General features: G+C 42.9%; 13 protein-coding genes and 2 pseudogenes. 8 read left to right on the forward strand and 7 right to left on the reverse strand.

Going from position 1 to position 15,980, the window contains the following annotated elements:
• A pseudogene (locus PR808_RS11095) lies at positions 1-572 on the reverse strand (signal recognition particle-docking protein FtsY); the annotation flags it as partial.
• Positions 573-847: 275 nt separating this feature from the next.
• On the opposite strand from PR808_RS11095, the gene rsmD reads away from it, so the two are divergent.
• Together rsmD and PR808_RS11105 are read left to right on the forward strand one after the other, a co-directional pair.
• The gene (gene rsmD / locus PR808_RS11100; protein WP_206083496.1) at positions 848-1,429 is read left to right on the forward strand and encodes a 16S rRNA (guanine(966)-N(2))-methyltransferase; all 582 of its coding nucleotides are present in this window, start codon (positions 848-850) and stop codon (positions 1,427-1,429) included.
• Positions 1,430-1,438: 9 nt separating this feature from the next.
• Entirely contained in the window at positions 1,439-1,735 is a 297-nt protein-coding gene (locus PR808_RS11105; protein WP_206083495.1) for a DUF1145 family protein, read from the forward strand.
• A 1-nt stretch (position 1,736) separates the two neighbouring features.
• Here PR808_RS11105 and PR808_RS11110 read toward each other — a convergent pair whose 3' ends face one another.
• Positions 1,737-2,087 carry a DUF2500 family protein gene (locus tag PR808_RS11110; protein ID WP_206083494.1) on the reverse strand — a complete coding sequence of 117 codons (351 nt, stop codon included), beginning with the start codon at positions 2,085-2,087 and terminating at the stop codon, positions 1,737-1,739.
• Positions 2,088-2,209: 122 nt separating this feature from the next.
• Here PR808_RS11110 and PR808_RS11115 point away from each other — a divergent pair, with 122 nt between their 5' ends.
• From PR808_RS11115 to PR808_RS11125, 3 genes and pseudogenes are all read left to right on the forward strand, one after another.
• Entirely contained in the window at positions 2,210-2,839 is a 630-nt protein-coding gene (locus PR808_RS11115) for a lysoplasmalogenase (RefSeq protein WP_206083493.1), read from the forward strand.
• A gap of 155 nt (positions 2,840-2,994) precedes the next feature.
• Positions 2,995-5,397, forward strand: coding sequence for a zinc/cadmium/mercury/lead-transporting ATPase (locus PR808_RS11120; RefSeq protein WP_206083492.1), 2,403 nt, complete (start codon positions 2,995-2,997; stop codon positions 5,395-5,397).
• Positions 5,398-5,587: 190 nt separating this feature from the next.
• Positions 5,588-6,201 (forward strand): annotated as a pseudogene (locus PR808_RS11125) (Rpn family recombination-promoting nuclease/putative transposase); the annotation flags it as partial.
• Here the strand turns inward: PR808_RS11125 and tusA are convergent.
• The gene (gene tusA, locus PR808_RS11130; RefSeq protein WP_206083491.1) at positions 6,202-6,456 is read right to left on the reverse strand and encodes a sulfurtransferase TusA; all 255 of its coding nucleotides are present in this window, start codon (positions 6,454-6,456) and stop codon (positions 6,202-6,204) included.
• 166 nt (positions 6,457-6,622) lie between these two features.
• Here tusA and PR808_RS11135 point away from each other — a divergent pair, with 166 nt between their 5' ends.
• Entirely contained in the window at positions 6,623-7,291 is a 669-nt protein-coding gene (locus PR808_RS11135; protein ID WP_206083490.1) for a 7-cyano-7-deazaguanine/7-aminomethyl-7-deazaguanine transporter, read from the forward strand.
• An 86-nt stretch (positions 7,292-7,377) separates the two neighbouring features.
• Here the strand turns inward: PR808_RS11135 and glpC are convergent, their stop codons facing one another.
• Genes glpC through glpA form a run of 3 tightly spaced genes read right to left on the reverse strand, consistent with a single transcriptional unit; the run spans position 7,378 to position 11,508 of the window.
• Complete coding sequence (gene glpC, locus PR808_RS11140) at positions 7,378-8,571, reverse strand: anaerobic glycerol-3-phosphate dehydrogenase subunit GlpC (RefSeq protein WP_206083489.1); 1,194 nt, start codon at positions 8,569-8,571, stop codon at positions 7,378-7,380.
• Positions 8,568-9,863 carry a glycerol-3-phosphate dehydrogenase subunit GlpB gene (gene glpB, locus PR808_RS11145; protein ID WP_272539307.1) on the reverse strand — a complete coding sequence of 432 codons (1,296 nt, stop codon included), beginning with the start codon at positions 9,861-9,863 and terminating at the stop codon, positions 8,568-8,570. The genes glpC and glpB overlap by 4 nt, the downstream gene beginning before the upstream one ends.
• Positions 9,853-11,508 (reverse strand): anaerobic glycerol-3-phosphate dehydrogenase subunit A, encoded by a 1,656-nt coding sequence (gene glpA, locus PR808_RS11150; RefSeq protein WP_272539308.1) that lies wholly within the window; start codon positions 11,506-11,508, stop codon positions 9,853-9,855. Before glpA ends, glpB begins: the two co-directional genes overlap by 11 nt.
• A gap of 437 nt (positions 11,509-11,945) precedes the next feature.
• Here glpA and glpT point away from each other — a divergent pair, with 437 nt between their 5' ends.
• Entirely contained in the window at positions 11,946-13,295 is a 1,350-nt protein-coding gene (gene glpT / locus PR808_RS11155) for a glycerol-3-phosphate transporter (RefSeq protein ID WP_206083486.1), read from the forward strand.
• Between the two features lie 92 nt (positions 13,296-13,387).
• A complete protein-coding gene (gene glpQ / locus PR808_RS11160) occupies positions 13,388-14,461 on the forward strand; it encodes a glycerophosphodiester phosphodiesterase (RefSeq protein WP_272539309.1) in 1,074 nt (357 codons plus the stop codon).
• 72 nt (positions 14,462-14,533) lie between these two features.
• Here glpQ and epmA read toward each other — a convergent pair whose 3' ends face one another.
• On the reverse strand, positions 14,534-15,511 hold the full coding sequence (gene epmA, locus PR808_RS11165; RefSeq protein ID WP_206083484.1) for an elongation factor P--(R)-beta-lysine ligase: 978 nt from the start codon (positions 15,509-15,511) through the stop codon (positions 14,534-14,536).
• Positions 15,512-15,980: the final 469 nt, after the last annotated feature.

Below are 15,980 nucleotides of genomic sequence, written 5' to 3' on the forward strand. Positions count from 1 at the left end.
TCTGCTTGCTCTTCGGCTAAACGGGCAGCTTCTTGCAGTTCACGTTCAGCTTTGTCCTCTGCTGCTTTAATCGCGGCCAAATCGGCTTGACGTTGCTGCTCTGCTGCGTCTTCTGCGGCCTTGACCGCAGCCAATTCAGCTTCACGCTGACGCTCTAACTCTTCTTCAGCAAGGCGTTGAGCCGCTTCTTCTTGGCGATCACGCTCTGCCTTTTCTTCAGCTAAACGCGCTTCTTCTGCTGCAAAACGCTCACGTTCTGCTTGCTCTTGCGCAGCTTGGATCGCCTCTAGCTGAGCCTTACGTTCAAGTTCTGCTTGTTCTGTTGCGGCTTCTATTGCGGCTTGTTGCGCTTCATACTGGCGCTCAGCTTCATCCTCTGCTGCTTTAATCGCAGCTTGCTCCGCTTGGTATTGACGTTCTGCTTCTGAGGCAGCGGCATCTTCTACAGGGTGTTGATTTTCAACCTCATTTGCAGCTTCTTCCTGCTGAGCTTGTTGTTTTTGAGTCTCTTCTTCATCTTTACGACCAAAACCTAGCCATGAAAAAAAGCCTTTTTTCTTGTCTTTAGCCATCTGCCACTACACTCCTCGCGGTAAAAATATGGCGCTCGATAATCAAATCGCAATCAAATTACATGCAGTCTATCATTTCATCGCCTCGCAACACATATCTGAAAGAAAAATCCTGACAATTTAATCGGAATTTTTATGTTAAAACTGTGAAAACGACACGCTATAATCGAAATTCAGCCAATTGGGGATAACAACACTGCAACTTATCGCCTGACAGGTATACAATGGTAACAATCATTTTTAAGTACACAATTAGCTAAGTAGCAATACATATTATGGCAAGAAAACCACAATCAGCCCCTTTAGGGCAAATTCGTATTATTGGTGGGAAGTGGCGTGGTAGAAAGTTACCAGTCCGTGATAGTGAGGGCTTACGTCCAACTACAGACCGCATCAAAGAAACATTATTTAATTGGTTAATGCCAGTTATTCGTGATGCGCGCTGCCTTGATTGCTTTGCAGGAAGTGGCTCACTCGGTTTTGAGGCGCTTTCACGTTTTGCGCAAAACGTCACATTTATTGAGCTGGATAAACAAAACTCACAATTGCTCACTGAAAATAAAGCGCGTTTACAGGCAGAGGATGCAACCGTTATTAATAACAGTAGCCTGACCGTATTAAGCCAACAGGGAAGCCCTTTTGACGTGGTATTTATTGACCCTCCATTTCGTAAAGGCTTGCTCACTGAAACAATTCAATTACTCGAAAAAAACCAATGGTTAGCAGACGAAAGCTGGGTATACGTAGAGTCAGAAGCGGAGTCACCACTTACTGACCTTCCAGCAAACTGGCAGCTTCATCGTGAAAAAATTGCGGGCCAAGTTGCCTATCGCTTATTTATTCGAACCTCACTTTAGGAAAAAAGTATGTTAATTAACGTTGGTCGCCTGCTTATGATTTGCGTTTGGGGTTTTATGGTATTCAACTTGATCCACCCATTTCCTAAGCCATTGAAATATTTTATGGATATCGCAATGGTCTTTATGATTTTCATGCATGCATTGCAAACCATTTTCCTAAAAGCCACATTACCTAAAGGCGAAAAAATTTCAGGTTTAGTGCAAACTCGCATCTTTTTCTTTGGGGTATTCGAAATGTTAGCGATGCAGAAAAAAACCAAGGCTGCCTTAGACGAAGCGAAAAAAAAACAATCAGGGCAATAAGTTAATTTGGCTCAAAACGGATAAAACGCGTTCCTTGTAGAGTGAGTTTACCTTCTCGACCTAACTCAACACCGCGATATTGTTCTTCTGTTACAATAGATTTAATCACTTCGCCACTGGATAACGTTTTAAAATAAATCTCGTAGCGAAAAGTTTCAGGGGAAACCACATCACGTTCTCGGGAACGCATATTGGGATAAGGATAATCTTTTTTGTTATCTACTTTTACTAAGTAACTAACAGGTAAAGAATTATCGTTGATTTCATTTTGCTTGCGTTGGTCAAAAAAACGTTTAGTCGCAAGCACGGCAATGATTGCAATAACGATAATCAATAATATTGGTTTATTCATAATTTGTGCATTTCGCTTAAAAAGTTCCTAACTATAGTTTATCTTATTTGTAGAAACAGAACACGTTATCTCAGTGAGCGACCCTTTGTCGTTTCATTTATTGAACTTATAAGGATATGTGTATGATTAGTTGGCCATTTCTTGCAGTGCTTTTTTCTGGCTGGTTATATGTCGATGCGGCCTATCGCGGTCCAGGATGGCAACGTTGGTTATTCCGCCCTATCACGCTGTTATTGTTACTTTTTTGGGGCTGGAGTTCCGATGATTTAAATCTACAAAATTACCTTATTCTTGGTGGGTTGTTGGTTTCACTGATTGCAGATCTCTCACGAATGTTTTCAAGTGAGCACTTACTAACTTCTGTCACCCTCATGTTCCTTAGCTACCTGATTTACACGATTAGCTTTGGTATGCAATTAAACTTTGGTTTATTTTTGCCTTGGTTAGCCGCGCCTCTCATTATTGCTGCTATCACACTTGTTCTTATTTGGGGCAAGTTGGAAAACCTACAAGCCATTGTTTTTGCATCTTTAATCATGTGTATGATTATGGCTTGGGTCGCTGGCGATCAATATTTTGGCCTTGGGCGTGAATATAACTTCTCCATAATGGTGGGGGCATCGCTGCTTTTCTTATCTAACTGCGTGTGGTTAATTGCCCATTTTCGCTTACCATTCAAAGCCTCAAAAGCGGTTGTTGCTGCATTATATTTCCTTGGACAATTCTTTATTGTCCGCGCAATTTATTTATAACGCCTCCTGCAATAAGTGCCAATTGATAAAAAATGCTATTTGAGAATTTTATCAGTTGGCTTCCCTCTTTTCGTTTGACTCTGGAGTAGACTCCAGAGTGTAGACTTATCAACAATCAGTGATGGAACTCATTATAGTTGGATAAGGGGGCGCTTATGCACTCACACTCTCATAAAGAAAATCATACACATACAAGCTCTTGCTGTTCAAGCACAAGTGCATGTTCATCCACTGTGCCACAAAAAAGTACACTGGCGAGTAATGACTCACATGTTCATGAGCATAGCGACGTCAAAAAACACCCTGATGACGATGAGGAATCCCACCGACACAGTGGTGGATGTCACTCAGATCACAACCATGGAGAGCATTCCCATGGGGCTCACGAGCACCAACATAGTGGTAGTTGTGGAGTAACAGCAAACACCACTGATGAAGTTGAACCTTTGCAAGCCGCTGGGCAGCGTTTTAGCTGGATTATCCGTGGGATGGATTGCCCAAGCTGCGCCAATAAAATTGAAAATGCTGTTGGCCAAATCGGCGACGTCAAACAAGCCAAAGTCTTGTTTGCTACTGAAAAATTAGTGGTTGATGCAAATACTAACATCAGTGCAGCGGTTCGTTCTACCGTAGAAGCTGCTGGCTATGAATTACTCGAAGTCGGTAGTAATAACGCGGCGGCTATTGCACCACCACAAAGCTTACTGAGCGAAGCTAAGCCAGTCATTATCTTAGCAATATTGATGGCAATCAGCTGGGGAATTGAAGCATTTAGCCCGAAAATCGGGAACATCGCCTTTATTTTAACCACCTTATATGGGTTATACCCTATCGCGAGTAAGTCATTACGTTTAATTCGAACGGGCACCCCTTTTGCTATCGAAACATTGATGACCGTTGCCGCTGTAGGGGCAATTTTTATTCAAGCTACAGAAGAAGCCGCTATGGTTATCTTACTGTTTATGCTAGGAGAAATGCTCGAGTCCTATTCGGCAGGTCGAGCTCGTCGCGGGGTCAGCGCATTAATGGCTCTGGTTCCAGAAGATGCAATTCTCATTAAAGATGGGCAAAAAACCACAGTTCCTGTTGCACAACTGCGCCCTGGGGACATTATTGAAGTCGCACCAGGCGGGCGTTTACCAACGGATGCCGTGTTAGTTTCAGGTTTTGCGAGCTTTGATGAAAGTGCACTAACAGGGGAATCCGTTCCTGTTGAACGCAACGCAGGTGAAAAAGTCGCAGCAGGTTGCTTATCCGTTGACCGTGCAGTGCAAATGAAAGTGGTTTCAGAGCAAGGCCAGAACGCGATTGACCGTATTTTGCAGCTGATTGAAGAAGCAGAAGAACGCCGTGCACCTATTGAGCGCTTTATCGACCGCTTCAGCCGTATTTATACGCCGATTATCATGTTAATTTCAGCGTTAGTGATTATTATCCCACCAATTTTCTTTTCTGCACCTTGGGAAACATGGATCTACCGCGGTTTAACATTACTCTTAATTGGTTGTCCATGTGCGCTTGTGATATCAACGCCTGCGGCAATAACCTCAGCCCTTGCAACAGCAACACGTCGCGGTGCATTGATTAAGGGTGGCGCAGCACTTGAACAACTCGGTACCATCACCACTATCGCATTAGATAAAACAGGTACGCTGACGGAAGGTAAACCCCACGTCACTAACTTGGTTCCTGTTGATGGAATGACCGAAAGTGAATTAGTCCAAATCACAGCATCTGTTGAAGTTGGCTCACACCACCCATTGGCAAAAGCAGTGGTAAATAAAGCAGAAGAGCTCTCTTTAGCTGTAACTGAAGCACAAGACCGTAAAGCGCTTGCAGGAAAAGGTGTCGAAGGGTTCCTGAATAATAAGCACATACTAGTTAGTGCACCGAATCGCTTAGAGACGCCATTAGAAAATGAATGGCAAAGCAAAGTTGAAGCATTGGAAGCTGAAGGTAAAACGGTCGTTGTCACATTGGAAGATAACCGAGTTATTGGTTTAACTGCGCTACAAGACACATTACGCACAGATGCCACTGATGCGATGAGCATGCTCAAAGCGCTCAATGTCAATGCCGTCATGTTAACGGGGGATAACCCGCGTGCTGCGGGAGCAATTGCAGGCCAATTAGGTATGGAGTTCCGTGCGGGTTTACTACCAGAAGATAAAGTCACCGCAGTTATGGAGCTGAACCGTAACCATAGCACCATGATGGTCGGTGATGGCATTAACGATGCCCCTGCAATGAAAGCGTCGAGCATTGGTGTGGCAATGGGTAGTGGTACTGACGTTGCGTTAGAAACCGCGGATGCCGCTTTAACTCATAACCGTTTAACGGGCTTACCAGAAATTATTGCGCTATCCCGTGCAACGCGGAAAATTATCCGTGAAAACATCACGATAGCGCTTGGGCTAAAAGGCGTATTTTTAGTCACAAGTTTACTCGGGATCACTGGACTTTGGGTAGCAGTGCTTGCGGACTCAGGTGCAACCGCACTTGTAACCGCGAATGCTGTACGGTTACTTCGAGTAAAATTACCTCAAGTGAAAAAGTAGTGTTTCATCAACTAAGCAAAGCGCCCAATGTGGCGCTTTTTTTTTCGAATCACAACTTAATATAATCAATTATTACAATTAGTTAATTACCATCTCATCCGTAATTTTAGGACAATTTTTTTATCCGTGAATCCGAAAGCTGCGTAAAATTACCCACGTAAGCAAGCTATCTGTTAAGTGGGGAATCAATATGGTAAAACAGCGTGATTCAACACCCAATGACGCCGCCTTTAAAGGGTTTATGTCTAAAGTTGATAATGCGCGTGACTTTTTTGATATCCACCTTTCCCCCCATATTAAGCAATTATGCCATTTCGACACATTAGCGATAACCAACACATTTTTTATTGATAAACAGCTGTATTCGCGTTTCTCAGATGTCTTGTATACCGTCGAAACACAGCAAGGTGATGGGTATATTTATATGTTAGTTGAGCACCAATCATCGCCAGATAAGCTAAGGGGATGGCAGTTGATGCATTACGCTTTTTAGCCATGAATCAACATCTACAACAAGGCAATAAAGACTTACCGTTAGTTGTACCTGTATTATTTTACCACGGAAAAGTGAGCCCTTATCCATATGCTCAACCTTGGACACATTACTTTCATTGGCCAGATGTCGCATCAGATTTATATAGCAAAACATTTCCCATTGTTGATATCACGGTTATTGATGATGATGAACTCGTCAATCATCGCAAAGTTGCCGTCATGGAGCTTGCGATGAAACACAAGGACTTACGCGATGAATTTCAACGGGTTGTTCCCTTGTTGGCTCAAGCGCTCAACCAGCACTATAACCTATAATCCGCTGGCTTTTTTACGTAACAAATAACGGTAAGGGGCGCTTTCAGCTTCAACCGCCAGCAAGTCATGCTCCATAAAACGGCAAAAACCGGGAATATCACGGGTCGTTGCAGGGTCATCGGCAATAACCAGTAATGTCTCGCCTTCGGCCATATTCCGAACCGTTTTACGCACTAACATCACGGGCTCTGGGCAGCGTAAGCCTAGTGTATCAAGGGTTTTGGTTGCATTATTAAATAAATCAGACATATAAACGACTTCTTAAAAGAATCAATGGATTGATTATATAATAAAATGCGCGTTGATGAATGAACAGTTTTGCTTTTGTTGCGCAACAGGCGTATGATGCGCTACTCCCGATTTAGGGATGAATATCATGGGTTCCCTCACCCCATTGCGACTAAAAAGGTACAATATGTTTGATTTTACTCCGCAGCAAAAAGCCACTGCGTTAATTTGGCTATCTTTATTTCATATTTTAATTATTACATCCAGTAACTACCTTGTGCAGTTGCCGATTAATATTTTCGGCTTCCATACAACATGGGGCGCGTTTACCTTTCCCTTTATCTTTTTGGCCACTGACTTAACCGTCCGTATCTATGGCGCACCGCTTGCTCGGCGAATTATTACGGCAGTCATGTTGCCTGCACTGCTGATTTCCTATGTTATTTCTGCGCTATTTTTTCAAGGTGAATGGCAAGGTTTTACTGCGCTCTCTGAGTTTAATATATTCGTTGCGCGTATTGCTGCCGCAAGTTTTATGGCATATGTACTTGGGCAAATATTAGATGTCAGCGTTTTCAATAAATTACGTCAAAATGCACGCTGGTATGTTGCACCTGCTTGCGCCATGTTTTTTGGTAATTTAATTGATACCATCGCTTTCTTCTTTATCGCCTTTTTCCGCAGTAGTGACCCATTTATGGCGGCAAACTGGGTGGAAATCGCGTTAGTCGATTACGTCTTTAAGTTACTTATTTGTATGCTCTTTTTCTTACCTGCTTATGGCGTTTTACTGAATTTCATCTTGAAATACTTCTTTGCAAATTCAGAAAAAAAACAATTAATTCGTCAACATTAAGCATAAAAAAGGAGATAGCGAAATGCTATCTCCAACTGGGTTAAACTCAGCTAAAACAAAGAATAACAACCCTACAATTCAGTTAACTATAATGCTTTTGCTAAGAGTGAAATTGGGTGCTCACATTTCTTACTTGTGGACATCTCAATTTGCCATTTACAGGTTTCACAGTCTGTGATGACCATATCAGCCCCACTTTCCTCTATCTGGCGGAATAGCCCTGCACCAATGCCTTGTGAAACTTCATAATTCTCTTTCTTAAACCCGTAAGTCCCTGCAATACCACAGCACTGGGAATCAAGTACTATTAACTCAACACCAGGCACGCGTTTTATTAACTCTAGCGTATAAGATGTCCAACCCATTTTTTCCATGTGGCATGGAGTATGGTAGGCGACTTTTAATGGTGTGTGTTTCAACTTAAGCTCTCGCCCCTGCTCTAAAAGACGGTAAATATAACGCGTTGCCAGCTCGATATTGTCACGCATTTCTGAGGTATCTACATCCAATACATGGGTATATTCATCACGGATTGTAAATGTACACGTCGACGATGTTGCGACCACAGGTATATGTTTTTCTAAGATCGTTTCTTGGAGTGATTCTAAGTTAACGTTAGCTTGGCGTTTCGCTTGTTTCATAAAACCGTTAGCAATCAATGCAACACCACAGCATTTTTCACGTTTAAGCAGTTGCACACCAATATTCATCCCATTAAAGACTTTAATTAAGTCTTTCCCTAACTGCGGGTGATTATAATTGACATAGCAACCATGGAAAAACGCAACCTGCTCTTCAAATTTAGCTTGTTCTGCCGCTTGCTTAGAATACCAACGACGGAATGTCCCAAATGAATATTTAGGCAATTCACGGCGATGGTCTATTTTTAACGCCTTATCCAAAATTTGGCGAACAGGTTTTAACCCTGTAATAGTATTTACCACGGGAGCAAATGGCGTAGAAAGTGAGCCCATTAAATCCGTATGGCTGAGGATTGCATCGCGGATTTTCGGTTTTTGCTGGCTATAGGTATTTCTTGCACGGGCAATAATATCGCCAATTTTTACATCCGATGGGCAAGCAACTTCACAACGTTTACAGTTAGTACAATATTTAAGAGCTTCATCATAGAGCATCGGGTCTTTTAAGCGTAAACGCTCACCGTCTGGCCCCGCTTGTTTTGGGCCCGGATACAATGGATTCACTTTCGCGACGGGGCAATATGTCGTGCACACCGTGCATTTAATACAGCTTTCAAAGCTTGCATCTTGAATACTCATTGTGCCACCTCCACCTGCATCGCTTTGTTTTTACTCACTTCATTAATGATTTCATTCGCGGCAAATAATGCGCTAATCATTGAAACCCCCGCACCGCAGCCTTGGGTTAATGGGTCAAAGCCACCAAGTACCGCTCCTGCAACATACAGGTTTTCAATCGCTTTTCCCGCTTTTTGAGCCCGCAGATTTTCATCTGTTTTCACACCAAAGGCCATATAAGGTTGGGAAGCAAAAAACTCTTGATTGGTCCATTTCGCACGTTCTGAAATTTCACACAAATCTAAATTCATCAGCGGTTCATACACACGGTCAAACTCAGCGACTAAACCATTATTAAAGAAGCTCCCCGTTGCCAACACAAAATGTTTAGCCTTGAGCGAAATATCCCCGTGATTACGAGTCTGCACAGATTCAATACGGCCTTCTGAATGATTTACCGATGTCACTTTGTCCCCTGGCATGACAATCCCACCTTGGCGACGAAATTGACGTAATAGCATCTCATGCAGGCGAATACCTAATAATGAAGGTGGTAAAGTGGGTAATAAATACAGTTGCTTACCTAATCGTTTCTGTAATTCCAACATTGGCTGTTCGCTGTCCAGCCCTATACAAGCAGGCATAAAAACAGCTTCGGCATCAGCAATTAATGGCGAAATCTCCCCAACGATTTGGTCCATGTTTTCGGGTCTGTCGAGCCAACGAGCGACATTAATCGCTCTAAACTCACTTGGGTTTTCGCGCAGTCGGTCAAGTAGAGGCAAATGCACATAATGAGCACTTGCCTGTATTCCTTCTCGTTGTAACTCATCGGCTACCATTTGTGGCTGAAAATCCAAGAACCCTTCAATACCGACAACGGCAATTTTGCTGACATCCATTTTTTGATGTAAGCCAATGGTAGGGACTGACTCAGGGCTCAGCCACGTCATGCGTTTATGGCCTAACGGCGTGATGCGATAATGATTTTCTTCGCAAGAACCTTTTAAGCGAATCCCCGTTTGCTGCAAGATGGATTCTGCCATTCTAGCCAGCTCAGTCACTTGATTTTCCCCCATCAAACTATAGGGGTGAAAAGGTGCTTGCGATTTTAACTCACTAAGCATTGTCAGTGGTTTTTCTGCAATTTGGCCATCAGGTAAATGCGTTAATAAATCCAATGAACCCGATGAAAAATGCAGCGCATTTTGCCCAGCACTCACTATCGCACAAGATAGACCAGACTGGGTTAGGCGAATACCGCAAAGCAGCCCCGCGAGGCCACCTCCCATCACAACCACATCATATTTCATTATCCGCCTCCTTCTGAGATGCTTTGCCTAATGTGGCTTCATTCATCCCACATAACCCATGATAAACCCAACTGGTAAACTCGCTTTCGCGCAATGCATCCCCCCAAGCGATGGGGCGAACGCCCTTCCAACGCTCATTGAGAAAATGACCAAGTTGCTGCTCAGTTTCATGCGGTGTCGTGACATTAAACCGATTGAGTAAACCTGCCGCTCGACAAGCACACAGCTCTCCTTGGCAAGTTCCCATCCCAACGCGGGTACGGCGACGTAAATCCAATAAATTGTTTACAGTGAGCGAATTGACGGCATAACGTACTTCTCCTGCCGTTACAGCTTCACATTCGCACACTAAACTTTTATCTAAACGATCGGTACTTAAAATAGCGGAAGCACGGTCACCGTGGCGGTAAACTGCAGAACCACGAATTGGTGCAGGTATAGAAACCACGTTGCGCAAGGCTTCTTCCGCGCTGTGTTGAGAACCTGGCAGTGCAGCTTCAGCCGTTGTACATTTTGCTGAATGACCGAGTTTTTCACAGACTTTATCCGTTGCCCATTCTGCCATCAGTCGATAAGTCATTAATTTACCGCCTGTAATGGTGATAAAGCCTTCCATCCCATCGCGTTTCGCATGGTCTAAAAGCACTATTCCACGGCTCACATTTCGCCCTGAAGGGTCATCATCGCTAGCTACTAAGGGACGAACGCCTGCATAGGCGCGTAAAATGCGCGTTGTCGCCAATGCGGGTGATAACATCGAACCTTCACGAATAAGAATATCAACCTCTTCTGGGGTGACATACATATTGTCGATTTGGTCATATTCAATATGTGTGGAAGTCGTTCCAATCAGCGAAATTGTATCGCCAGGCACTAAAATGTCCGCATCCGCAGGCTTACGGCAGCGGTTGATCACCATGTTATTTAGCCGATGACCTAAAATGAGCAATGCCCCTTTTGCAGGGAACATTTTAATTTTTAGCTCACCGTATTCGGCAATTTTTTGTCCCCAGATCCCGCCTGCGTTAACGACAATTTCTGCGTAAATGTCATACTGTTTTTTTGCCTGATGGTCGTAAACTGTCACACCGCGAACAGTATCACCATCGCGAATAAGGCCAATAACCTCATGGTAAGTCAGTACTTTTGCACCATGTTCTCTGGCATCTAACATATTTGCAGCCGTTAAGCGGAATGGGTCTACGGTGCCATCGGGCACGCGAACCGCACCAATTAATGCGGGGTTAACTGATGGCTCAAGACGGATAGCTTCTGCAGGGTCAATGGCATTAGCGTCAATACCTGCACTTTGGCAAGCCGTGATAAATTTCTGCTGATAATCGAGGCTATCTTCAGGCAATGTAATAAACAAACCATCCGTTCGCTCAATACAATGATGAGCAATTCGCTTTAAGATTTTGTTCTCTTCAATACATTCTCTGGCAGATTCACCGTCGGTAACTGCATAACGTGCACCACTATGAAGTAATCCATGGTTACGCCCTGTTGCACCAGTCGCAATGTCATGCCTTTCGAGTAAAACGGTTCTTAAACCTCGGCGAGCGCAGTCACGAGCGACTCCTGCACCTGTTGCGCCACCACCGATAATGATGACATCCGTTTCAGTCACAGATGAGCCATTCATGTCACATTCCTCACATTAATAAATAATTTCTATAATCGATAAGTATAGATTCTATTTTTATAATCTATTATTAAATATAGACCAGAAACGTGCTCAATGTTTGATAAGGAACAAAAACGAAAGCGATCTGTACATTTTTAGGGTTAAAAAGAACAGAATCGTGATGAAAATCACAAAATAATTAACATTTCTAGTTCCATTCCATTCACAAATGTCATTTACTATGCAACTTCATAAACAAAATCAATAATTGTGCGTTGGATTACAGATAAATTGTTTTTTAATGACTACAATTTAGAGCAATTAAGAAAATAAAAGCTCTTAAATTACTCGATTGTTTTCGTTTTTGTTACTTCACCAATAATAAACACTCAATCTTTCTCAGCACCGAGAGCGATCAAGTGTAAATAAATATTAGCATGCCATCGGAGGCGTATATGTTAAGCATTTTTAAACCAGCACCTCATATAGAGAGGCTGCCAGCTGATAAGATAGACCCCGTCTATCGTAAGCTTCGTTGGCAGATCTTCATGGGTATTTTCTTTGGTTACGCAGCGTATTATCTCGTCCGAAAGAACTTTGCCTTAGCAATGCCATACCTTGTTGAGCAAGGGTTTTCTAAAGGTGACTTAGGTTTCGCCTTATCAGGAATTTCAATTGCTTACGGTTTTTCTAAATTTATCATGGGGTCATTCTCTGACCGCGCGAACCCTCGTTACTTCCTACCTGCTGGTTTGATACTAGCCTCCGCAGTGATGTTGATCATGGGCTTCGTGCCATGGGCGACATCGAGCATAATGGTAATGTTCGTATTACTGTTCCTTTGTGGTTGGTTCCAAGGTATGGGTTGGCCTCCTTGTGGACGTACCATGGTTCACTGGTGGTCACAAAAAGAACGTGGTGGTATCGTTTCGGTTTGGAACTGTGCACACAACGTCGGTGGTGGTATCCCGCCATTACTATTCATGTTAGGTATGGCATGGTTTAACGACTGGAAAGCCGCACTGTATATGCCTGCATTGGCTGCTATCCTCGTTGCAATCATTGCATTTGCGTTAATGCGCGATACCCCGCAATCTTGTGGTCTTCCTCCAATTGAAGAGTACAAAAACGACTATCCAACAGACTATAAAGCATCTGATGAACAAGAGTTGACTGCAAAAGAAATCTTCATGAAGTATGTTTTCCCGAACAAACTGTTATGGATGATTGCGATTGCTAACGTATTCGTATACTTATTACGTTATGGTGTTCTTGACTGGTCACCAACTTATCTGCGTGAAGTGAAACACTTCGCAATGGATAAATCTTCATGGGCTTACTTCTTATATGAATACGCTGGTATCCCAGGCACACTATTATGTGGTTGGATGTCGGATAAAGTGTTCCGCGGTAACCGTGGCGCAACAGGTGTATTCTTCATGGTTCTTGTCACCATCGCGACTATCGTGTTCTGGATGAACCCAGCAGGTAACCCAAATATCGATATGGCCTGTATGTTAATCATCGGTTTCTTAATCTATGGCCCTGTCATGCTAATTGGCTTGCACGCCCTTGAACTTGCACCGAAAAAAGCAGCAGGTACTGCGGCTGGCTTTACGGGTCTATTCGGCTACCTCGGTGGTTCAGTAGCTGCAAGTGCTATCGTTGGTTATACCGTTGACTACTTCGGTTGGGACGGTGGTTTCGCTGTGATGATTGGTGGTTCAGCCCTTGCTGTTGTTCTGCTGTTTATCGTTATGATTAGCGAAAGCAAACACAAACGCGAATTAGCGAACTCTCAATAAACATTTCGTTTATGAATAAACGCTAAACCTGAGGGCTATATCATAATGATATAGCCTTTTTTTTATCCAAAAAGTGCCAAGGAGATATAATCATGAACTTTCCATTAAAAACGTTGGTGGCAAGTATGGTTTTAGTGATGTCAGTGTCCGCAGCCGCGCAAGCGACAAACAAGGTGGTCATTGCCCATCGTGGTGCAAGTGGTTACTTACCTGAACACACCTTACCCGCTAAAGCGATGGCTTATGCACAAGGTGCAGATTTTCTAGAACAAGATTTAGTGATGACGAAAGATAATGAGCTGGTTGTGCTACATGACCATTATCTTGACCGCGTAACAGATGTGGCTGAGCGATTCCCCGATCGCGCACGAAAAGATGGCCGTTATTATGCGATTGACTTTACGCTGCCAGAAATTAAATCCCTAAAGTTCACAGAAGGGTTCGATATTGTTGATGGTAAGAAAGTCCAAAGCTATCCGAACCGTTTCCCTATGGGTAAATCTGATTTCCGTGTTCACACCTTCCAAGAAGAAATTGAGTTTGTTCAAGGCTTGAACAAATCAACGGGCAAAAATATTGGTATTTATCCAGAAATTAAAGCGCCTTGGTTCCACCAGCAAGAAGGCAAAGATATTACCAAGAAAACCCTAGAGGTGTTAAAAGCGTATGGTTACACAGATAAAGACTCGAATGTTTATCTGCAATCTTTTGATCCCAATGATCTAAAACGCATCAAAAACACATTAATGCCTGAAATGGGGATGAACCTTAAATTAGTTCAATTGATTGCCTATACCGATTGGGAAGAAACACAAGAGAAGAAACCAGATGGAACATGGGTAAACTATAATTACGATTGGATGATGAAACCAGGTGCGATGAAAGAAATTGCAACTTATGCAGATGGTATTGGCCCTGATTATCATATGTTAATTAATGAAGATTCCACTCCAAATAATATCAAAGTGAATGGTATGGTAAAAGAAGCCCACGAAAACAACATGGCGGTTCACCCATTCACTATTCGTGTCGATAAACTACCTAAATATGCCAAAGATGGGCAACAGCTTTATGACATCATATACAACCAGGCCGATGTTGATGGTGCCTTTACCGACTTCCCTGATCTAGGGGTTAAGTTCTTAGAGCAACAGAAGCAGAAATAATCGCTTCCGTGCCAAAAACAATAATGCAGCCATTTGGCTGCATTATATAACGAGCTATAAGCTTGATAAGCGTTATGCAATCGTGACAGGAAAAGCAATCACATCACTGATCCTTTCAGCATTTAACGCAATCATAATCAAGCGATCAACCCCGACAGCAACACCCGAGCAATCAGGCAATCCATGTTCTAATGCCGCTAATAAATGTTCATCAATCGGTTGAACAGATAGCCCCATCGCTGCACGCTTACGGTTATCTTGTTCAAAACGTTGGCGCTGTTCGCTCGCATCCGTCAATTCATGGAAGCCATTAGCCAATTCCATACCTTTATAATACACTTCAAAACGTTCTGCGACGCGATGGTCTTCAGTGCTAATCACCGCTAAAGAAGCTTGAGTGGCAGGGAAGTGATACACAACAGCGGGCTTTTCTTTACCTATATGTGGCTCAACTCCCATCGTAAACAGCAGCTGTAAAAGCGTATCTTTATCTTCTTCATGAGCAGCTATATTGCTTAAATCAAGGCGTGCTGCCACTTCGCGCAGTTCACTTTTTTCTGCGGATAACGGGTCGATATCTAAATGGCGTAAAAAAGCCTGTTGGTAGGAAAGAAGCTCTGCACTTTCACATTCCAGCACTTGTTGCAATAAGTCATCCACCTCATTAATTAAGCGATACATATCAAAGTGTGGGCGATACCACTCCAGCATCGTAAATTCTGGATTGTGGTGCCTACCCGCTTCTTCATTACGAAAGCTTTTGCCAAGCTGATATATCGGCCCACTGCCAGCAGCAAGTAAGCGTTTCATATGGTATTCAGGACTGGTCATCAAGTAAAGATTGATGCCTTGCGCAGCGCCTGGGCCCACAAAACGTGTTTCAAATGGCACTAGGTGAAAGTCAGTCACAGTAGCCTGACTCATTGCGGGGGTTTCGACCTCTAGTACACAGCGATCAGTAAAAAAACGTCTGATTTCAGCAATAATTTTTGCACGCTGTAACAGGTTAGCGATGGGGGCGGTTGGCTGCCAATTCGCTATATCACTCATTAAGATGACTCCAAAATAAACTTAGTCGTGCAGTGTACTCACCTCTCGGACGACGCACAATGCATTCGTATGCTTAAAAGCACATTTATCTAGTGCAAAACACCATCAAGAAATAATCAGGCTTCTTCATACTAAGGGTGAGTAAAGATGGCATGATTATCCTCGGCTTTACTCGATTAAGCAAACCTTTACAGATAACGGGGCTTTTACCTAAAAATAACGTCGTAAGGTCATGTTAAACGTCTGGGTTTATGCGAGGGAAAACATGATTATTACTTATATTATGTGACAAAGCTGTTAACAAAAAAATGAAACAATTCGCTTTCTCAATACGTTAAAATAGAGAAATTAAAAAATAAAAAAGTGTATTTAAATAAAGAGTGAAGCAAGTCCCAATTTAATATTCGAGATGAATTAAAATCTTCACAGCAAATAACAGTATTATCCTCTTACTTTGAATAAAATCCGA

This window comes from Providencia sp. PROV197, from assembly GCF_028479625.1.
GTDB lineage: Bacteria > Pseudomonadota > Gammaproteobacteria > Enterobacterales > Enterobacteriaceae > Providencia > Providencia vermicola.